Origin of the sequence: Dactylosporangium salmoneum (genome assembly GCF_039532525.1) — a bacterium.
Classification (GTDB): Bacteria; Actinomycetota; Actinomycetes; order Mycobacteriales; family Micromonosporaceae; genus Dactylosporangium; species Dactylosporangium salmoneum.
The window spans coordinates 161,470-181,634 of the sequence record NZ_BAAARV010000005.1 but is presented as its reverse complement, the minus strand read 5'-3'; the positions used below and the strand labels follow the sequence as shown (position 1 = coordinate 181,634).

Here is a 20,165-nt window from a genome sequence, read left to right as displayed (position 1 = left end):
AGTCGTGATCGGTGACTATTTCCCGCAGCGCCCGCAAGCGGGCCGACCCCGACCTCGGCGTGCTCTCTGCGCAGGTGCTCTTCGCCCTGCAGAAGGAGCTGTTCCGGCGTCTGGCCGAGCAGGGCCACCCGCGGCTGCGCCCGCGGCACGGGGCGGTGCTGGCCTACCTCGACCCGGAGGGCACCCGGGCCACCGACCTCGCGTTCCAGTCCGGCCAGCACAAGCAGGTCATCGGGACGCTGGTGGACGAGCTGGAGGGGCTGGGGTACGTCGAGCGCCACCCCGACCCGCAGGACCGCCGGGCCAAGCTCATCGTCCCGACCGAGCTGGGCCTGGATCAGATGCGGCGCTCGGACGAGATCCTCGGCGACATCGAGCGCGGCCACGCCGAGGCGGTCGGCGAGGAGGCGTACGCCGCGTTCAAGGACGTGCTGCGCCGGGTGGCGAGCCGCCAGCGTTCGGTCTGACCGCCCGCCACCCGCGCCTCAGGCCTGGTCCTCGTTCAGCGCCGCGCGCCTGCGGCCGTCGCCGCCTGCGGCCGTCGCCGCCTGCTGCCAGAAATCCGGAGTCTTGCTCGCGAACGCCGGGCCGGCGATTCCGGCCGCGGCGACCGCGCCGGCGCCCGCGGCCCCGGCGACGAGCATGCCGCGGCGCGAGACGCGAATCTTCTTGCGCAGCAGTTCGTGCTGCTCCGCCATGCTCAGCCGGGAGGCGAGGTGGTCGGACGGCCCCATGCGAGGAATTTCCATGCCCCGCAGTCTGGTGCCGACTATTCGGATAGCGATGAATTAGCGCGTGAACAATGGCTGAATGGGGCCTGGGAATAGTATTTGAAAATGATACAGCGGATGTCGTCGCTATCTATGGCCCACTCGCACGAGTGAATCTTGGTCGATTCCGCGGCGGCGCGGCGGCCCCGCCGGTAGGAAAGCGGGTCATGGCCCTGACACCCCTGGCGGAGCGGGACGAGTCGGACACGAGCCCGGGGCACCCCCCACGGCGGCCGGGCATGCCGTGGCGCTCGGGCTGGTGGCCGGCCGGGCTCGTGCTGGTGGCGACCGCGGCGGTGCTGCACGCCTACGGGGTCTCCCTCGTCACGTCCGGCGTGTTCGGCCTGTACGTCGGCCTCGCCGTCGCCCTGCCCGGGATGCTCCTGTGGCGGCTGCTGCGCCGCGGCCCGCTGGGGGAGGACCTCGCGGTCGGGGCCGCCGTCGGCTACGGGCTGGAGATCCTGGCCTACGTCCCGGCCCGGGCGCTGGGCGTCCCGCTGGCCGCGCTGGCCGCCCCGGCCGCCGTCCTGGTCGTGTTCGCGCTGGTGCCGGGCCTGCGGCGCAACTGGCGCAGTGTCGGCCGGGCGCCCGCCGGCTGGTCGTGGACCCTCGCCGGCATCGCCCTGGTCCTGCTCTTCTGGAGCACGGTCTACTTCCGCCACCACGGCTTCGGCTGGCCCAGCTACGGCCGGCCGGACATCGACCTGCCGTTCCACCTGGCGCTCGTCGGCGAGCTCAAGCACCACATGGACCTGGTCACCCCGTGGGTGGTGAGCGAGCCGGTGTACTACCACTGGTTCGCCTACGCCGACATGGCCGCGACCAGCTGGGCGACCGGCATCGAGCCCTACGTCCTGGTCGCCCGCCTGTCGATGCTGCCGGTCATCTTCGCCTCGGTGGTGGCGGTGGCCGCGCTCGGCCGCCGGGTGGCCGGCTCGTGGCGGGCCGGGGCGCTCACCGCGGTGGCCGCCTTCTTCGTGCTCGCCCCCGACCCGTACGGCTGGGTCCAGGACCTCTTCTACCGCGACTACGGCTTCAACGCCGTCGACGACGGCTCCGACATCCGGCTGACGCTGTGGACCAGCCCGACCCAGACCTTCGGGTCGCTGCTGTTCGTGCCGCTGATGCTCGTCCTGCTGGACGTGCTGCGCGATCCGGTCGTCCCCCGGCGCAAGTGGGCCGCGCTGGCGGTGCTGCCGGCCGCGGTCATGGGCGCGAAGGCGTCCTTCCTGCCCACGCTGCTGTGCGCGCTGCTGCTGGTGCTGGCGGTGCACCTGCTGCGCCGCCGCTCGCTGCACCGGCGGGCCGCCGTGGCGCTGGGGATCGTGCTCGGCTGGATGGTGTTCGCGCAGCTGGTGCTCTTCGGCGGGGAGAGCCAGGGGCTGGGGCTCGGGCCGCTGGACGTGCTGCGCCGCAACCCGGCGGGGGTGAGCACGCACTACACCGAGGATCCGCGGGGGTACCGCCTGGTCGTGCTCCTCGCCCTGACGCTGCTCGGCTGGGCGGCCATGTGGTGCGGCGCGGCGGGCCTGGGCCGGCGGCGCCTGCTCGACCCGGACGCCGTGCTGCTGGCGGGGCTGCCGCTGGCCGGCTTCGCGGTGCTGCTGCTCTTCGGCCACTCCGGCGGCCAGGCGGAGGGCTTCTTCCTGCAGGGCGCCCGGCCGTATGCGGCGGCCCTGGCGACGTGGGGGCTGCTGTCCCTCCTGCCGGGCAGGTCCCGGCGCCGGGCCGCGCTGGGCTCGGTTCTGGGCGCGGTGCTGGCCGGGGTGGCGCTCGTGTACGTCATCCGGCTCGCCGACGGCGGCGAGGTGCCGGTCATCGGGCCCGAGCGGCGCGCGGCCGCCGTCACGCTCGCCCTCGTCTGGCCCTGGGCCGTCGTCGGGGCCGTCGCCCTCGGGGCGGCCGTCCTCGCCTGGCGGGCGCGGTCGGCGTTCGCCGCCGGGCTCGTGGTCGCGTTCCTGCTCGGCTGCTGCGCGCCGACCGCCGTGCGCCAGATGGGCTACGCATACGCCGACGGGCGCGACAACGGCTGGCACGACCGGGCCGACCTCTGGCCCGTGGTCACCGAGGGCACGCTCGAGGCCGGCCGCTGGCTGCGCGACCACTCGTCCCCCGACGACCTCGTCGCGACCAACATGCACTGCGCCTACGAGGGCCGCCGCGGGCGCTCGGCCTGCGACCGCCGGCACTTCGGCATCGCCGCCTACAGCGAGCGCCGGGTCCTGGTCGAGTCCTGGGCCTACACCGCCGAGGCCCACGACCAGGAGCTGGTGCAAGGCGTACCGCAGGAGCACACCGACTACTGGCGCCCCCGGGTGCTGGCGGACAACGACGCCGCCTTCGCCGACCCGTCGCTCGAGACGGTCGGCCGGCTGCGCGACCGCTACGGGGTGACGTGGCTGTTCACCGAGGACGACATCATGCCGTCCTCGCCCGAGCTGCCGCGGTACGCGACCCTGATGTTCCGGGCCGGCCACTGCGCGGTGTACAAGATCAAGTAGTCCGTACACATGTTCTATCCACAGGCTGTGGACGAACATGTGTACGAACGCTTCGGGTGCAGGTCACGTGGCCTGTGCGGATCTGATTGACGTCGCCCGGGGTGTCCCGGGACGCGGCCCTAACGGTGGCTTAAGGCGAGATTCACGAACGCATTCAAGTTACGCGCCGCAGTCATTCGGCAACGGCATTCGGGGAGCGGTCCCCGGCTTGCCCGGCGTATCGGGCAAATCGGGCGATTCTCCCGCGTCGGTGCTCATGGCCGGGTGGCATCGTGGAGCATGGATCGATAAAGAATCTTAAGAAGACTTCAAGTGTGGGCCCTGAATCGTGCCCCGAACCGGGCGAAGTGCTCGATGAAACTTAAATTGACCGGTTCGGGCGCCCTGCCTAGCGTGGGTTCCGCCGGGCGCTGGAATGCGCGGGGAATCGCCGCACAGGGATAGAGGAACTGCAATGGCTCAGCCGCACCCGCCGGGCTCCGGCGGGGATTTCTCGCGCCGCGGTCGATCCACTCGGGGCGGCCCGCCGTCCGCCGTCAACATCGGGCTGGTCGCGCTCGCGGGGCTCCTGCTGCTCGGCGTGCTGACCGGCGGCGGGCGCGAGACGCTGGGCCAGCTCTTCGGCTTCCTGGTCTTCTACTGCGGCGTCTTCACGCTCGTCTCGCTGACCCTGACGGTCATCGTGGGCCTCGTCGCCACCGACCGCATCGTCCTGGTCGCCCGGCACCGGGTGTGGGTGCAGTCCGTGCACCGCACGCTGGGCATCGTCGCGATCGCCTGCCTGGGCCTGCACATCGGCACCGAGCTGGTGGCCGGGCGGGTCGGCTTCTTCGGCGCGCTCGTGCCCTTCACCACGGCGCCGTTCGCCATCGGGGCCGGGTCCCTGGCGGCGTACCTCATGGTCCTGATCATGTGGACCGGCATCGTGCGGGCCCGGTTCGCGCAGAACGGCCGGCCGTGGCTGTGGCGACCGCTGCACGCGGTGGCGTACCTGTGCTGGCCGGTCGCGCTCTGGCACGGGCTCAACGCCGGCCGGCCGCCGGCCGTGTGGGTCACCGCCAGCTACCTGTTGCTGTTGTTCCTGACCACTGTCGCGCTCGGCCTGCGCATCTCGGCCGAGGCCAACCGGCGCCGGCAGCGGCTGGCCGCCGACCGCACCACCACCGAGATCGCGCCGGTCGGGCGGCCGGAGCCGATGGGCTACGAGCGGCGGGCCGCGCGCTCGCCCCGGTCCGCCGGCGCCCGCTTCCGCTGGGACGCGCCCCCGGCCGACCAGCTGTGGGCCGACGCGGAGGGCGCCGGCCTGCGCGCCGACTACCGCCGCGAGCCGGCGTCCGCCCCCGTGACCGCGATCCCCTTCGTGGACCCGTTCGAGACCCCGGCACCGGACCCCTATGTGTCCGAGTACTACGAACCGGAGCCGGCGCCCACGTACCGCGGCGTCGCCTCGCTGCCGCCGGACGACCACGACCCCTACGCGGCCGAGCCCGCGTATCGCGACGAGGCCAGCGGACTCACGCTCCGGGACCGGTTCGCCGCCCGACGCTCCAAGGTGGCCGCGCAGGAGCAGGCGGACCGGTACGCCGACGACGACACCCCCACCCTCGTCAACCTCGACACCCGCCGCGAGCTTCGCCGCCAGGAGCGCGAGCAGCGGGCGAACGGGCGGCGGCGCCGGGCCGAGGACGACGAGCTCGAGTACTGGGCCGGCCTGCGGGGCGAGGCGCGATGAGCCTCCGGGCCCGCGCCGAGCGCAAGTCCGGCGCGGCCGCGGTGCCGACCGTGCTGGCGATCGGCCCGGCCCGCCTGACCGCCGGCCTGGACCGCGCCGAGCGGCTCGACCTGCGCGCACACCAGCTGGTGCACGGCCCGGTCGGCCCGCTGTCCCAGCGCACGCTCGTCGAGCTGGCCGAGGGCGTCAAGCTGACCGGCCGTGGCGGCGCCGGCTTCCCGTTCGCCAAGAAGGTGCGGGCCGTCGCCGTCGCCGTCGAGCGGCGGGGGCTCGCGCCCTTCGTGGTGGTGAACGCGACCGAGGGCGAGCCCGCGGCCTGGAAGGACAAGGTCCTGCTGACCCGCGCGCCGCACCTGATCCTCGACGGCGCCGCGCTGGTCGCCTGGGCGCTGCGCGCGGTGGAGATCGTGCTGTGCGTCGCCGACGACGGCGTCGGCGAGTCGTCCCTGCTGGCCGCGGTGGCCGAGCGGGACCTGCCGGTGCCGGCCCGGGTGGTACGGGTGCCGCATCGATTCATCTCCGGCGAGGGCGGCGCGCTGGTGCAGGGCATCAACGGCCTGCCGCACATCCCGCCGGGCATCAAGCGCCGGGCCAGCGAGGGCGGCGTGGTCGGCCAGCCGACGCTGCTGTCCAACGCCGAGACCTTCGCGCAGCTGGCGATCGCCGCCCGGGTCGGGCCGCGGCGCTACCGGGAGGCCGGCAACGCCGACGAGCCCGGCACGGTGCTGCTCAGCGTCACCGGCAGCGCCCGGCACCCGGCCGTGGTCGAGTGCCCGACCGGCACCCCGCTGGCCGACGTGCTCGACCTGTGCGCGGTGCCCGCCGGGCCGGCCGTGCTGTCGGGCGGCTTCCACGGCCGCTGGCTGGACATGGCCGCCGCGAGCCGGGCCGAGGTCTCCCGCCGCGGGATGGCCGCGGCCGGCGGCTCGCTCGGCGCCGGCATCGTGCTGCCGCTCGGGCCGGACACCTGCCCGGTCGGCGAGGTGGCCCGGGTCGTGCGCTACCTCGCGGCCGAGTCGGCCGGGCAGTGCGGGCCGTGCCGGCTCGGCCTGCCGGACCTGTCCCGGGCCGTGGACGGGCTCGCCTCGGGGGCCGGCGACCCGGCCGTGGTGCGGGCGGCCGCGGCGGGGGTCAAGGGCCGCGGGGCCTGCAGCCATCCCGACGGTACGGCGGGCTTCGCCACCTCCGCCCTCGAGGTCTTCGCCGAGGACCTCGCCCGCCACGCCCGGTCCGGCGACTGCGGCCGCCCGGTCGCCGGGGTGCTGCCGGTGCCGGCCGCCCGCGACGAGGGCGGCAACCGGCGGCTGCACGTCGACTGGTCCCGCTGCGACGGGCACGGCCTGTGCGCCGACGTCGCCCCCGACCTCATCCGGCTGGACGGCAACGGCTATCCGGCCCTCCTCGACGCGCCGGTGCCGGTGCGGCTCGAGCCCGTCGCCACGCAGGCCGTGGCGATGTGCCCGGCCCTGGCCCTGCGCATGGCCGCACCCAAGCACTGACCAGCCCCACAGCACTGACCGGCCAGAGAGCGGCGAGGCGGTGACGCGATGATCGAGGCGAACGGACGGCACGAGCTCCTGTCCGCGCTCTACCGCGAGCACGCCGACGCGCTGCTGCGCTTCGTCGGGCGGCTCACCGCCGGCGACCGGCAGCGGGCCGAGGACATCGTGCAGGAGACGCTGCTGCGGGCCTGGCGCAACGCGGACCGTTTCGACCGCGACGCGGTCGGCTCGCTGCGGCCGTGGCTGTTCACGGTGGCCCGGCGGATCGCGATCGACGAGCACCGCAGCGCGAGCGCCCGGGCCGGCGAGACCTACGGCCAGGATCTCGACGAGGTGTGGGTGGCCGGGCTCGCCCAGCGCGACGAGACCGAGCGGGTGCTGTCCAGCCTCGTGGTGATGGACGCGCTGCGCAGCCTCAGCCGGGCCCACCGCGAGATCATCGTCGAGACGTACCTGCGCGACCGCACGGTGCACGAGGTGGCCGAGCTGCTCGGGCTCCCGCTGGGCACGGCGAAGTCGCGGGTGTACTACGCCCTGCGGGCGCTGCGCGCGGCGCTGGACACAAGGGCTGATACGGAATCGGGCCCAGGATAGTTCGAGGTTTCTCCCAGCTACCTTTGTGAATTTGTCCACTGTGGATCCTTTCAGTCCCGTCCCCTCCGGCCGTCCGTACCACATGGCGGAACGCCAGAGACGGGACCGAGGAGGACGACGTGGCAGCAACGAGGCTCACCGCGACCGTGGCGGGCTGCGCGGCGGCGGCCGCCGCACTGGCCGGCCTGACCGCGTGCGCACCGAGGGGCACCGACGCCGCGGCCGGCTACGACGCCGCCGCGCAGCAACAGATCCCGGCCCTGAACGACGTGGGGGCGAGCTCGGCGCCCCCGCCGAGCACCGCGCCGGCGGCCCCGCTGACGCTGAGGCTCAAGGCGGCGACGATCCCGAAGATGGGCAAGGTCGTCACCGATCAGGACGGCTTGGTTCTGTACCGGTTCGACAAGGACACGGCGAAGCCGCCGAAGTCCAACTGCGTCGACAAGTGCGCCCAGGTCTGGCCGCCCGCACTGACGGACGGCAACCCCGAGCTGACCGGCGTCGACCCGGCCGTGGTCGGCACCGTGGTGCGCGCCGACGGGTCCCGCCAGATCACGCTGGCCGGCTGGCCGGTGTACCGCTACATCGGCGACCCGAAGCCGGGCGCCTGGAAGGGCCAGAACGTCGGCGGCGTGTGGTTCGTCGTGGCCCCCGACGGCAAGAAGAACCTCACCTGCCTGCCCACGCCGGCCCCCACCGCCGTGCAGCCCCCGGCCGCCGCCGGTCCCACCGCGACGACGAACGACGACGGCGGATCCGGCGGCTACTGATGTACCCCGTCGAGCCCGCGGGCGCGGCGCACCGCCGGCCGCCGCGCCGCCGGACGTGGCCGTGGTGGCTGCTCATCGTCGCCGCCGTCGGGACGATGCTCGCCGTGCCGTCGCTGCGGGCGGCCCTCACCCAGGCGCAGGCGGGCGGCTCCGGGACGGCGTATGTTCCCACCCCCACGGCGCACCGGCACGATCCGGAGCAGGACCCCGTGCAGGTCGCGGTGACCGGCCCGGTGACCGGGCCGCTGCCCGAGGGCTGGGTCGTGGCCGCGGGCGGGCCGATCGGGCCGGCCGACCGGGAGTTCCTCGCCAAGGTGCGCCAGGCCGGCCTGTGGGAGGGCCCGGCCGGCCAGATGGCCCAGACCCGGGCGGACGACCAGCGGGTGAAGGAGGTCGGCGCGCAGCTGGCCACCGACCACCGCGGCCTCGACCAGCAGGTGCGCCAGGCGGCCGCGCGGCTCGGGGTACCGCTGCCGGACAAGCCCAGCGACGAGCAGCAGGGCTGGCTCGACGAGCTCAACGGCAAGTTCGGCGCGGACTTCGACAGCACGTTCGCCAACCGGCTGCGGGCCGCGCACGGCAAGGTCTTCGCGCTGGTGTCCTCGATCCGCTCGGGCACCCGCAACGATGTCGTGCGCACCTTCGCGCAGACCGCGGTCAACGTGGTGATGAAGCACATGACCCTGCTGGAGAGCATCGGCAACGTCGACTTCGGCGCCCTGCCCACGCCGGGCCTGGCCGCCGGCATCCCCACGAGCTCCGGCCCCGCCGCCGCGTTTTCGCCCGACGCCGCCTGGGCCGTCGCCGGCCTCGCGCTGGTCGTCGGCGCCGTCGCCGCGTTGCGCATCTACCGCGGTTCCCGGCGCAGCCCAGTCTTCTGATCCAGCGTCTTGTGATCCAGCAGAAAGGACGTGAGCAGGTTGGAACATGTACCCCGGCGCCGCCGGCCGCGGTGGTGGACCGCGGCCGCGGCCGGCGCCGTCGTCATCGGCGCGATGCTGTCGGTCACCTACTACGCCTCCGCCGACGAGGGCCCCGACGCGCTCGCCGACGCCGCGCGCATCCCCAACGACCAGGGCCCGGCCCCGGAGTGCCTGGCTCGTCCATCCACTGTGGACTCGCCGAGCCCCGCGACCGTCCCCGACAAGTGCCACGCGAACATGGGTGGGCCGGCGAACACCGACTTCATCGACATCCGCCAGGTCAAGCCGGCCGGGGGCAACGGCGTGCGCACCGGCCGCAACGCCTCCACCGGCACGTTCGTCTCGGTCTGCGGTACGAACAAGGAGGGCCACCACAACTCCGACAACTTCATCGTGGCCCCCGGCGTGACCAACGGCGCCCACCACGTCCACGACTACGTCGGCAACGTGACGACGGACGGCAACTCGACCGACGCGAGCCTGGCCGCGGGCGGCACCACCTGCCGCTTCGGCGACAAGTCGGCCTACTACTGGCCGGTCCTGCGCCGCACCAACCGCGGCGCCGGCCCCGACGCCGACGCCAACGGCGGCGGCCTGGACGGCAACGTCGGCCAGCTCCTGGAGCCGGTCGCGGTGCGGCTGGAGTTCAGCGGCAACAGCCAGTCGAAGGTCCGCGCCCAGCCGCAGTTCATCCGCATCATCACCGGCGACGCCAAGGCCCTGACCAACGGCCCGGCCAACGCCCGCGCCAAGTGGACGTGCAGTGGCTTCGAGAACCGGACCACGACGAAGTACCCGGTGTGCCCCCAGGGCAGCCAGGTCCAGCGCGTCCTGGAGTTCCCGAGCTGCTGGGACGGCCAGAACACGGACAGCGCCAACCACCGCTCGCACATCGTCTTCCCGAACCCCAACGGCAAGTGCCCCCGCCGCACCTCGGCGGTGCCGCGGCTGACGATGACCATCTCCTACGCCCGCCAGCCGGCCGGCACGTTCGCCCTGGACTCGTTCCCCGAGCAGCTGCACGCCCCGATCACCGACCACGGCGACTTCACCAACGTGATGTCGCAGCAGCTGATGAACTTCGTGGTCGGCTGCATCAACGGCGGCCGCCGCTGCTGAGAGCCCTCCCGCGGCGCCGGCCTGGAAGGAGCCGGCGCGGCGAGCGCCCGGCCGGCGGCGCACCCTGACGAGAGGAGGCTTCGGCCGGCGTGGTGGGACCGGGGCATGGAGAGCCCCGGTCGCACCGCTCTCGCGCGAAGTGTCGGACGCTTACCGGCGCAGTTCGCGGTAGGCGGAGATGACGGCCGTCGTGCGTTCGGCCAGCTCGCGGGCCGCGTCCGGGGTGTGGGTCAGGACCGCCGGGGGTGTCAGGCGGTGCAGGGACTCGTCGGCCCGCCGTACCGCCTCGTGCGCCGCATGCAGCGCGGACTCCGCGCGCACGAAGCCGGCGCACCGGGCGGCCAGCGTGGTCAAGGATTCCAGGCGCCGGTCGATCTCGGCGCTGAGCCGCCGCTGCGAGCGGTCTACCAGGGCCAGCCGCTCCTCCAGGGCCGCCCGCACCGGTGCCTCGGGCGGCAGGGCGCCGAAGCGGGCGTCGTTGAGGGCGGCGTACTGCTCGGCCAGGTCCGCGTGCTCGTCCAGCAGCGCGGCCAGCGTCCACAGCGACGCCGCCACCTCCGTGCGGGGCGACGGGATCTGCACCAGGTCGGCCAGGAACGGCCAGGCCACCAGGATCGTGCGGGCCGCGTCGAAGCCCTTGCGGAACCGGGCCACCTCGGGGCGGGTGGCGAGCATCCGGTGCCGCTCGGCCCACCGGCGCTCCAGCCCGGCTGCGGCCGCGTTGTGCCGCCGGCCGACGTAGACCGCGACGGCGGCGCCGACCGGCAGGGTGAGCAGCGGGTTGATCAGCGCGGAGGCGGTGACGGTGGCGCCGGCGACGATGGCCAGGACGCTGCCGGTGAGCAGGCGGGTGCCGGCCAGATCGGGCGCGGTGCGGGCCCAGTCGTCGCCCTCGTTGCCGGAGAGCCGGATGGCGACCACGCCGTCGTAGTCGGCCCGCTGCACGGTGCCGGCCGGCTCCGGGTCGTCCCGCGAGACCAGGCAGCGGCCGATGTCGTCGAACGCGACGTACAACACCCGTCGATGGTAGGCGAGCAGCGAAAGTGCCGGTTCAGCATGAAAAATGCTGATAAGTCGGATATGTCGGGTGCGCCAGCGCCCGACATATCCGAAAGGCGGCGACTCAGGCCAGCGCCGCGGCCTTCGAAGACAGGTAGCGCTGCTCGGGGAGGCTGGTCGTGCGCTTGGCGGCCAGCGTGTACCACTCGCGGGCCCCGGGCAGGTCGCCGGACATCTCCAGCAGGTGCGCCCGGACCGCGGCAAGCCGGTGGTGGCCGGCCATCCGGTCGTCGCCGTCCAGCGTGGCCAGCAGCCGCAGGCCGGACTCCGGGCCTTTCGCCATGGCCAGCGCCACGGCGTGGTTCAGGGTCACCATCGGGTTCGGGGCGACCCGGGACAGGAGCTGGTACAGCGCCAGGATCTGCCGCCAGTCGGTGTCCCCGGCCCGCGCGGCCTCGTCGTGCACGGCGGCGATGGCGGCCTGCAGCTGGTAGGGGCCGGGCGGGCCCAGCGGCAGGGTACGGGTGATCAGCGCGGTGCCCTCGTCGATCATCGGGCGCAGCCAGGCCGCGCGGTCCTGGTCGGCCAGTGGGACCAGCATCCCGTCCGGGAGGGTGCGGGCCGGGCGGCGGGCGTCGGTGAGCAGCATCAGGGCCAGCAGGCCGGCCACCTCGCCGTCGTCGGGCAGCAGCCGGTGCACCTCGCGGGTCAGCCGGATCGCCTCGGCGGTCAGGTCGCCGCGCTGCAGGTCCGCGCCCGAGGAGGCGGTGTAGCCCTCGTTGAAGATGAGGTACAGCACGTGCAGGACGACCTCGAGGCGGGCCGGGCGCTCCTCGGGCGGCGGCGGGGCGAAGCGGGCGCCGGCCGACTTGATCTTCGCCTTGGCCCGGCTGATGCGCTGGGCCATGGTGGCCTCGGGGACGAAGAAGGCGGCGGCGATCTCGGCCGTGGTCAGGCCGCCGACCGCGCGCAGGGTGAGCGCCAGCTGGGAGGCCGCCGACAGGGCCGGGTGGCAGCACAGGAACAGCAGGGTCAGCGTGTCGTCGCGGTCCGGCACGGCGTCGGACGGCTCGGGCTCCAGGGCGGCGACGGCGGCCTCGCGCCGGCGGCGGGCGTCGTCGGAGCGGAACTGGTCGGTGAGGCGGCGCACGGCGACGGTGATGAGCCAGCCGCGCGGGTTGGCCGGCACCCCCTCGGACGGCCACTGCAGCGCCGCGGCCAGCAGCGCCTCCTGTACCGCGTCCTCGCAGGCGTCGAACTGGCCGTACCGCCGGATCAGGATGCCCAGTACCTGCGGCGCGAGCGCCCGCAGCTCCTCCTCGACCGTCACAACCAACAACTACACCACCGTGGGCCGCGCCCTGTCGGTCGCCAGCCTCACCGCGATCAGGCCGAGCAGCGTGCCGGTGACGTACCGCTGGACCCGCAGCCAGGCCGGCCGCTTGGCCAGGAAGGCGGCGATCGTCCCGGCGGCGCAGACGATGCCGGTGTTCACCAGCATGCTGACCGCGATCTGCACCCCGCCGAGCAGGAACGCCTGGGCCACCAGGTGCCCGGCCCGCACGTCCACGAACTGCGGGATGAGCGACGCGTACATGATCGCCGCCTTCGGGTTGAGCAGGTTGGTCATCAGGCCCATCGCGAAGAGCCGCCGGTTGGAGTCCGGCGGCAGCTCGACCGGGGCGAAGACCGACGTGCCGCCGGGGCGCACGGCCTGGAAGGCGAGCCAGGCGAGGTACCCGGCGCCGGCCAGCTTCACCGCGGTGTACAGCGCCGGGACGGCCGCGAAGACGACGGACAGGCCGGTGGCGGCCAGCGTCAGGTAGACGCCGAACCCGACGGCGACGCCGCCGAGCGAGGTGAGCCCGGCGCGGCGGCCCTGGGTGATGCTGCGGGAGACGAGGTACATCATGTTGGGCCCGGGCGTGAGCACCATGCCCAGCGCCACGAGGGTCACGCCGACAACCGCACCGACGGAGATCATGATCCCACCCTGCCGGGCGCGCCGGCCGGTGGAAACGGCCAATCCGCGGTCAGAGGCCCTTCACCCAGCGGCGCCACTGCGGCTGGGGGGCGTAGCCGCCGGCCGACCAGGCGTGGTGGGCCAGCGCGTTGTCGTCCAGCACCATCGCGTCGGCCCGCCGCCCGCCGAGGGCCCGGAAGCGCTCCTCCGCCGCGTCGAGCAGCGCCTTGCCGATGCCGCGGCGGCGCCGGTCCGGGTGGACGGCGAACCGGTACAGGTGGCAGCGCCAGCCGTCGAAGCCGGCGATCAGCGAGCCGACGATCTCGTCGCCGTCGAGCGCGAGCAGCAGCGCCTCCGGGTCGCGGTCGATCAGCGCGGTCACCGCGGCCGCGTCGTCGCCGACCCGGTTGGTGTCCTCGGCGGCCAGCTTCCAGAACACCAGGACGGCGGGGACGTCGGCATTCGTCGCCGGGCGTAGTCGCATCGGGCCAAGGTACGACACCGGGAGTACAGACGCGGGACGTGACCTTTGCGAGGCTGGGAAGCGTGCGATTCACACCGAAGTGGCGCAAGGCGGTCCTCACGCTGCACGTGGCCACCGCCGTCGGGTGGCTCGGCGTCGACCTCGTCCTGCTGACGCTCGGCATCGCGGGCCTGTCCGGCGCGGCCGACCGCGGGGTGGTGTACCCGGCGCTCGGCCTGGTCGGGCAGGCCCTGTTCGTGCCGCTGACGTTCGTGGTCTGGCTGGTCGGCGTCCTCAACGCGCTGGGCACCCCGTGGGGGCTGCTCAAGTGGTGGTGGGTGGCGGTCAAGCTCGCGGTCGTGACCGTGATGCTCGGCCTCGTCACGTTCGCCCTGTACCCGAACCTGACCCAGGCCTACGACCTCGGCGCCGCGCTAGGCCAGCAGCAGCGGCTCAACCTGGTCATCGCGCCCGCCGTCTCCAGTTCCCTGCTGTTGTTCTCGACGGTGCTGTCGACGTACAAACCGTGGGGTCGCGCCTCCCGCGGTGAGCAGCGTCGCCGCGCCGAGCAGCGCGATGACCACACCGGGGCGCAGCGCCTCGGCGAGCAGGCCGGCCAGCGCGGGCAGTAGTCCCTGCGCGGTCATCAGGCCGGTGGACAGCAACCCGAAGGCCTGGCCGCGGCCCTCTTCCGGCAGCGCGTCGCGGAAGGCCTCCTGCAGCCCGAGGCCGAAGGCGAAGCCCACGCCCACCACGGCGAGCGCGCCGATGAGCGGCGGCCACGACACCGGGGCGGCGAAGGCCAGGCAGGGCAGGCCCATGAGCGCGATGAGCGCGGGCACCAGCCGCTCCCGGCGGGCCGGCCCGACCAGCCGGCCGACCACCAGGTTGCCGCCGATCATGCCGACCGGGATGGCGGCCAGCAGCCAGCCGGCCGCGCCGGCCGGGAAGCCGCGCCCGGCGGCGAAGGGGATGATGAGCGCCTCGGCGCCGGTGACGAAGGCCGGCGGGAGCCACTGCACGAGCAGCAGCCGGCGCACGGTCCGGTCGCGCAGCAGGGCGACGTTGCCCCGCCAGCTGGCAGCGGTCAGGCTCTTGTCGTCGGCGCGCCCGACGGCCGGCATGTCGGTCAGGCCCAGCCGCGTCCAGGCGGCGGCGATCAGGTGGCCGAGGGCCGCCAGCAGCATGGCCCGCCGCCCGCCCAGCGTGGCGACCGCGAGCCCGGCGCCGGCCATGCCGACCAGCTGGGCCAGCGACGAGGCGACGTTGGCCAGCGACCGGCCCAGCACGTAGGCCTCGCCGTGCAGGGTGGCCGCGATCAGCGCGTTCTGCGCGCCGTTGAACACCGGGGTGATGAGCGCGGCCACGGCGACGAGGGCCAGGGCGGCCCACACCGGCATCGGCACCGCCGCCAGCAGGAGCGCGACCGCGGCCTCGGCGAGGTAGCCCAACGCGATCAGGCGGCGGGGCCGGACCCGGTCGGCCAGCGCCCCGATCAGCCCGGCGCCGAGCAGCTGGGGCAGGAAGCCGATGCCGTAGGCGAGCGCGGCCAGGGCCGGCGAGTCGGTCGCGGCGTAGACGAGCAGCGAGAGCGCGACGATCCGCAGGGTGTCGGCCAGGATGCTCAGCGTGCGGGTGCCGAACAGGACCCTGAACGCGCGGTTTTGCAGCACCGCGGAGTACGTCGTCATGTCGCCAGGCTCCGGGACGTACACCTTGGGCAGTTAATGTTTCGTCCCTCGACGTAAGGTCGAAGCATGCTCCGGCTGGAGGTCGACGCCGCCGACCTGCTGCACACCCGCTTCGGGGTGTCGCCGCTGTTCGAGCTGGGCGGCCTGCTGCGCAAGCTAGCCGGCCTGGCGCCGCTGGGCCGGTTCGCGCGGCTGCGGCCCGAGTTCGACCGCCTCCGGGCGCAGACCGATCTCGACGCCGTGGTCGCCCTGCACACCGCCGTCTACGGCGCCGACTTCATCGGGCCGCCCCCGGCCGGGCTGCAGCAGACCTGGACCGCCGACCTCGACGTCGTGCGCGCGACGCCGTTGCCGGTGGCCCGCCGGGAGATCGCCAGGGCCCTCGCCAAGGGTCCCAGGGTCTCGGATTCGGTACTGCGCGTGCTCCGCTCCGCCGACGTGGTCGACCGCCTGGCCGCGGCGCTGGAGTCGGCCTGGCTGGCCCTGCTCGCCCCCGACTGGCCGCAGCTGCGCGCGATCTGCGAGAGCGACGTGGTGCACCGCGCCGGGCGGCTCGGCGAGGGCGGCTGGGCGGCCGCCTTCGACGGCCTGCACCCCGACCTGCGCTGGCGCGACGGCGCCCTCGAGCTGGACACGCCCCTCGAACGGGGCCGCACCGTCCCCACCGACGGCCAGGGTCTGCTGCTGGTGCCCTCGGTGCTGATCTGGCCCCGGTTCGGGGCGTTCACCGACCCGCCCTGGCGCCGCGCGCTGGTCTACCCGGCCCGCGGCGTGGCGGCGTTGTGGGAGGAGATGCCCGCCCAGACCGGCTTGGGGGAGCTGCTCGGCCGCTCCCGGGCCCGGCTGCTGCTCGCGCTGGACTCGCCGGCCAGCACCACCCAGCTGGCGGCCCGGCTGGGCCTGGCCGTGGGGGCCGTCGGCGACCATCTGGCCGTGCTGCGCCGCTCCGGCCTGGTGCGCCCGGCGCGGTCGGGGCGCTCGGTGCTGTACCGCCGCACCGCGCTCGGTGACGCCTTGGCCGCACAGGGGTGACATGTTCCCTCGATCGGACGAACGCCGCGCCGCGCCGAACTAGGCTGCCGGTATCGCGCCCGTCACACGACCAAGGGAGTTTGCTGTGACCTCGAGGCTCAACCCGTACATCAGTTTCCGGGGCAACGCCCGACAGGCGATGGAGTTCTACCAGTCCGTCTTCGGCGGCAACCTGCGGATCAACACGTTCGGCGAGTACGGCGGCGACCCTGCCATCGCCGACCAGGTCATGCACGCGCAGCTGGAGTCGTCGAGCGGCTACAACCTGATGGCGTCGGACACGCCCTCGAACATGACGATCAACCCCGGCGACAACATCACGATCAGCGTCAGCGGGGACGACGCCGTGGAGCTTCGCGGCTACTGGGAGAAGCTGTCGTCCAGCGGCAAGGTCTCCATGCCGCTGGAGAAGCAGATGTGGGGCGACGAGTTCGGCTCCTGCACCGACCAGTTCGGCATCCAGTGGATGGTGAACATCACCCAGCCGCAGGGCTGACCCAGCGCATAGTGTCGGGTCCGTGGCCTTGGACCCCGACGAGCTGATCGCGCTGGACCGTGAGCACGTCTGGCACCCGTACGCGCCGATGCCGGCGACGCAGTCACCGCTGGTGGTCTCGTCGGCCTCGGGCGTGCGGCTGCGCCTGGCCGACGGGCGCGAGCTCGTCGACGGGATGTCCTCGTGGTGGGCGGCGATCCACGGGTACGCCAACCCCGTCCTCGACGCCGCGGTGCGCGACCAGCTCGGGCGGATGAGCCACGTGATGTTCGGCGGACTGACCCACGAGCCCGCGGTCCGGCTGGCCAGGACGCTCGTGGACATCACGCCGGGGCCGCTCGCGCACGTCTTCTTCTGCGACTCCGGCTCCGTCGCCGTCGAGGTCGCGATCAAGATGTGCCTGCAGTACCAGCTCTCGCTGGGCCGCCCGCAGAAGCGCCGGATGCTGACGTGGCGCGGCGGGTACCACGGCGACACGTTCCACCCCATGTCGGTGACCGACCCCGACGGCGGGATGCACAGCCTCTGGCGCGGCGTGCTGCCCGAGCAGGTCTTCGCCCCGATGCCGCCCGTCGAGTACGACCCGTCCTACGTCGAGGAACTGGACGCGCTGCTGCGCGAGCACCGCGACGAGATCGCCGGGATCATCGTGGAGCCCGTCGTGCAGGGCGCGGGCGGGATGCGGTTCCACAGCCCGCGGTACCTCACGGCGCTGCGCGAGCTGGCCGACGAGCACGACGTGCTGCTCGTGTTCGACGAGATCGCCACCGGCTTCGGGCGCACCGGCGCCCTGTTCGCGGCCGACCACGCGGGGGTCGCGCCCGACGTCATGTGCATCGGCAAGGCGATGACCGGGGGGTACCTCAGCATGGGCGCCACCCTGTGCGTCCCCCGCGTCGCCAGCGGGATCAGCCGCGGTGACGTGCCGGTGCTGGCCCACGGCCCGACGTTCATGGGCAACCCGCTCGCCGCCGCCGTCGCCAACGCCTCGATCGAGCTGCTGCTCTCGGGCGACTGGGTGGACGCCGTGACCGGCATCGAGTCCGGCCTCATCCACGGCCTGGCCCCGGCCCGCGCCCTGCCCGGCGTGCGGGACGTGCGCGTCCTCGGGGCCATCGGCGTGGTCCAGCTCGACCACGACGTCGACATGGCCGCGGCCACCCGCGCCGCGGTTGATCATGGCGTCTGGCTGCGGCCGTTCCGTGATCTCGTCTACACCATGCCCCCGTACATCACCGGGGACGACGACCTCGTGCGCCTTTGCCGCGCGGTGATCGCGGCTTCTGAAGTCGGTTAGTTCGTCCATTTGGGACAACATGCCGTGCAAGAACGCGGCAGTGTTACGCAAATATGTCGCGGGACCTTGTGCAAGGTGGTGCGGCAGACCTACTGTCACCTCACTCACGGCGTCCGCCCCCGCCTCGAGCGTCCGAGGTGCATCACCCCATCGCCCCCGCTCGACGTCCGCCCACCTCGATGCGTTCTCGGCGTGCGCCCTCCCGAGAGAAACGAGTCATTCGATGTCACGGAGCACCACAGGAACACCACCGCGGTGGTCCGCGGCGGCGACGGCGGCCCTGATCGGCTTAGGGAGCGTCGTCGCCGGTGGCACCGCCGCGCACGCCGCCTCGGCCTCGCCGACCGTCACGCGGGCGGCCCTGGACCCCGCGCTCGTCGCGGGCCGGGGCGCCAGCGTCGGCTTCGCGGAGCAGGAGGCGGAGCGCGCCCAGACCAACGGGGTGGTCATCGGTCCCGACCGCACGGCGTACACCCTGGCGGCGGAGGCGTCGGGCCGGTCGGCGGTCAAGCTCACGCCCGGGCAGTGGGTGGAGTTCACGCTGCCCAGCGCGGCCAACGCGATCAACGTCCGGTACAGCATCCCGGACGCGCCGAACGGCGGGGGCATCACCGCGCCGCTCGACGTCACGGTCAACGGCAAGTCCAAGCAGACGATGACGCTGACCTCGCAGTACTCCTGGCTGTACAACCAGTACCCGTTCTCCAACGACCCCAACGCCGACCTGCTGCACAGCGACTGGTGGATCACGGAGTGCGGCTGCGTGCCGGCCTTCACCACGCCGGCGCCGCAGATCAGCAAGCCGTTCCGCCCGTTCCACATGTACGACGAGCAGCGCCTGCTGCTCGGCAAGACCTACAAGGCGGGCGATAAGGTCCGGCTGCAGGTCCCGGCGGGCAGCAACGCCGCCTGGACCGCGATCGACCTGCTCGACTCCGAGCTCGTCGGCGCGCCGAAGGTCAACCTGGTCGCGTCCAACGTGCTGTTCTTCGGCGCGGACCCGACCGGCAAGCGCGACTCGGCCGACGCCTTCGACATGGCGATCGCCTTCGCCAAGTGGACCCACCTCAAGGTGTACGTGCCGCCGGGCACGTACCAGGTCAACCGGCACATCATCGTCGACAACGTGACGATCGAGGGCGCCGGCTCGTGGTACACGATCATCAAGGGCCACGAGGTCGCCCTGAGCAAGCCGCTGCCGGACAACTCGATCCACACCGGGGTCGGGTTCTACGGCAAGTACTCGCAGGACGGCGGCAGCAAGAACGTCCACCTCTCCGGTTTCTCGATCATCGGTGACGTGCGCGAGCGCATCGACACCGACCAGGTCAACGGCATCGGCGGGGCGCTGTCGGACTCCACCATCGACGGGCTGTACATCCAGCACACGAAGGTGGGCCTCTGGTTCGACGGCCCGATGAACAACACCAAGGTCACCAACACCACGGTGGTCGACCAGATCGCCGACGGCGTCAACTTCCACCTCGGCGTCACCAACTCGTCCGTGTCGAACAGCTTCTTCCGCAACACGGGCGACGACGCGTTGGCGATGTGGTCGGAGACGACCGCCGACGCGAACAACACGTTCGACCACAACACCGTGCAGACCCCGACGCTGGCCAACGGCATCGCGATCTACGGCGGCAAGGACATCACGGTCTCCAACAACCTGGTGGCCGACCCGATCCGCGAGGGCAGCGCCCTGCACCTGGGCACCCGCTTCGGCGCCCAGCCGTTCTCGGGCACGATCAACGTCACCAACAACACCACGGTCCGGGCCGGGACCTACGAGCTCAACTGGAACATCGGCCTGGGCGCCATCTGGCTGTTCGCGCTCGAGCGCAACATGGACGCGAACATCCAGGTCGTCGGGGACAACTTCCTCGACAACACCTACAACGCGATCATGCTGGTCGTCGACTGGCCGGTGAAGGACCAGTACACGATCACCAACGTCCACTTCAAGAACATCAAGGTGGACGGCACCGGTACCTCGGTCGTCTCGGCCCGCGTCGGCGGCTCGGCCACCTTCGAGAACGTCGACGCCCGCAACGTGGGCGCGGTCGGCGTGAACAACTGCGGCGCGTTCAACTTCAAGCCGACCGGCTCGGAGTTCTCGCTGACCGACCTGGGCGGCAACGACGGCGGCGGCACCACGGGTCCGTGGATGGCGTCGTGGGAGCTGCCGAACACCATCACCTGCGACGACCGCCCGCCGGTCGTGGTTCCCCCGGCTCCCCAGCCCTGGTGATGATCTGACGCTCCTACTGATCTGACGCAAGTGCACCGCGAGGCGCCCCCGGCCGTGCTGGC

Annotated in this window: 18 protein-coding genes; 12 read left to right on the top strand and 6 right to left on the bottom strand. The window is 73.1% G+C overall.

Annotation, left to right across the window (positions count from 1 at the left end; genetic code table 11):
* Positions 1-11 precede the first annotated feature (11 nt).
* Positions 12-467, top strand: a complete 456-nt coding sequence (locus ABD352_RS03545) for a MarR family winged helix-turn-helix transcriptional regulator (RefSeq protein WP_344610723.1) — start codon at positions 12-14, stop codon at positions 465-467.
* Positions 468-485: 18 nt separating this feature from the next.
* Here the strand turns inward: ABD352_RS03545 and ABD352_RS03540 are convergent, their stop codons facing one another.
* Positions 486-749, bottom strand: a complete 264-nt coding sequence (locus ABD352_RS03540; protein ID WP_344610722.1) for a hypothetical protein — start codon at positions 747-749, stop codon at positions 486-488.
* A 188-nt stretch (positions 750-937) separates the two neighbouring features.
* On the opposite strand from ABD352_RS03540, the gene ABD352_RS03535 reads away from it, so the two are divergent.
* The 7 genes from ABD352_RS03535 to ABD352_RS03505 all read left to right on the top strand — a co-directional run bounded on the left by ABD352_RS03535 (position 938) and on the right by ABD352_RS03505 (position 9,911).
* Positions 938-3,271 (top strand): hypothetical protein, encoded by a 2,334-nt coding sequence (locus ABD352_RS03535; RefSeq protein ID WP_344610721.1) that lies wholly within the window; start codon positions 938-940, stop codon positions 3,269-3,271.
* Positions 3,272-3,725: 454 nt separating this feature from the next.
* On the top strand, positions 3,726-5,003 hold the full coding sequence (locus ABD352_RS03530) for a hypothetical protein (protein ID WP_344610720.1): 1,278 nt from the start codon (positions 3,726-3,728) through the stop codon (positions 5,001-5,003).
* On the top strand, positions 5,000-6,502 hold the full coding sequence (locus ABD352_RS03525) for a ferredoxin (RefSeq protein WP_344610719.1): 1,503 nt from the start codon (positions 5,000-5,002) through the stop codon (positions 6,500-6,502). The genes ABD352_RS03530 and ABD352_RS03525 overlap by 4 nt, the downstream gene beginning before the upstream one ends.
* Positions 6,503-6,550: 48 nt before the next feature.
* Positions 6,551-7,099 carry a sigma-70 family RNA polymerase sigma factor gene (locus ABD352_RS03520; protein WP_344610718.1) on the top strand — a complete coding sequence of 183 codons (549 nt, stop codon included), beginning with the start codon at positions 6,551-6,553 and terminating at the stop codon, positions 7,097-7,099.
* 119 nt (positions 7,100-7,218) lie between these two features.
* Positions 7,219-7,869, top strand: a complete 651-nt coding sequence (locus tag ABD352_RS03515; RefSeq protein WP_344610717.1) for a hypothetical protein — start codon at positions 7,219-7,221, stop codon at positions 7,867-7,869.
* The gene (locus ABD352_RS03510; RefSeq protein WP_344610716.1) at positions 7,869-8,750 is read left to right on the top strand and encodes a DUF4142 domain-containing protein; all 882 of its coding nucleotides are present in this window, start codon (positions 7,869-7,871) and stop codon (positions 8,748-8,750) included. Before ABD352_RS03515 ends, ABD352_RS03510 begins: the two co-directional genes overlap by 1 nt.
* Positions 8,751-8,780: 30 nt before the next feature.
* Positions 8,781-9,911 carry a DUF1996 domain-containing protein gene (locus ABD352_RS03505; protein ID WP_344610715.1) on the top strand — a complete coding sequence of 377 codons (1,131 nt, stop codon included), beginning with the start codon at positions 8,781-8,783 and terminating at the stop codon, positions 9,909-9,911.
* Between the two features lie 150 nt (positions 9,912-10,061).
* Here the strand turns inward: ABD352_RS03505 and ABD352_RS03500 are convergent, their stop codons facing one another.
* The 5 genes from ABD352_RS03500 to ABD352_RS03480 all read right to left on the bottom strand — a co-directional run bounded on the left by ABD352_RS03500 (position 10,062) and on the right by ABD352_RS03480 (position 15,027).
* Complete coding sequence (locus ABD352_RS03500) at positions 10,062-10,928, bottom strand: hypothetical protein (RefSeq protein ID WP_344610714.1); 867 nt, start codon at positions 10,926-10,928, stop codon at positions 10,062-10,064.
* Positions 10,929-11,034: 106 nt separating this feature from the next.
* Positions 11,035-12,249: an RNA polymerase sigma factor gene (locus ABD352_RS03495; RefSeq protein ID WP_344610713.1), complete on the bottom strand. Its 1,215-nt coding sequence runs from the start codon at positions 12,247-12,249 to the stop codon at positions 11,035-11,037.
* Positions 12,250-12,894, bottom strand: coding sequence for a LysE family translocator (locus ABD352_RS03490; RefSeq protein WP_344610712.1), 645 nt, complete (start codon positions 12,892-12,894; stop codon positions 12,250-12,252).
* Positions 12,895-12,943: 49 nt separating this feature from the next.
* The gene (locus ABD352_RS03485) at positions 12,944-13,357 is read right to left on the bottom strand and encodes a GNAT family N-acetyltransferase (protein ID WP_344610711.1); all 414 of its coding nucleotides are present in this window, start codon (positions 13,355-13,357) and stop codon (positions 12,944-12,946) included.
* A 413-nt stretch (positions 13,358-13,770) separates the two neighbouring features.
* Entirely contained in the window at positions 13,771-15,027 is a 1,257-nt protein-coding gene (locus tag ABD352_RS03480) for an MFS transporter (RefSeq protein ID WP_344610710.1), read from the bottom strand.
* A 66-nt stretch (positions 15,028-15,093) separates the two neighbouring features.
* On the opposite strand from ABD352_RS03480, the gene ABD352_RS03475 reads away from it, so the two are divergent.
* From ABD352_RS03475 to ABD352_RS03460, 4 genes are all read left to right on the top strand, one after another.
* Positions 15,094-16,059 (top strand): DUF5937 family protein, encoded by a 966-nt coding sequence (locus ABD352_RS03475; protein ID WP_344610709.1) that lies wholly within the window; start codon positions 15,094-15,096, stop codon positions 16,057-16,059.
* 85 nt (positions 16,060-16,144) lie between these two features.
* Positions 16,145-16,555, top strand: coding sequence for a VOC family protein (locus ABD352_RS03470; protein ID WP_344610708.1), 411 nt, complete (start codon positions 16,145-16,147; stop codon positions 16,553-16,555).
* Positions 16,556-16,583: 28 nt separating this feature from the next.
* Positions 16,584-17,852 (top strand): adenosylmethionine--8-amino-7-oxononanoate transaminase, encoded by a 1,269-nt coding sequence (locus ABD352_RS03465; protein ID WP_344610963.1) that lies wholly within the window; start codon positions 16,584-16,586, stop codon positions 17,850-17,852.
* 223 nt (positions 17,853-18,075) lie between these two features.
* Positions 18,076-20,103: a glycosyl hydrolase family 28-related protein gene (locus ABD352_RS03460; RefSeq protein WP_344610707.1), complete on the top strand. Its 2,028-nt coding sequence runs from the start codon at positions 18,076-18,078 to the stop codon at positions 20,101-20,103.
* Positions 20,104-20,165 lie beyond the last annotated feature (62 nt).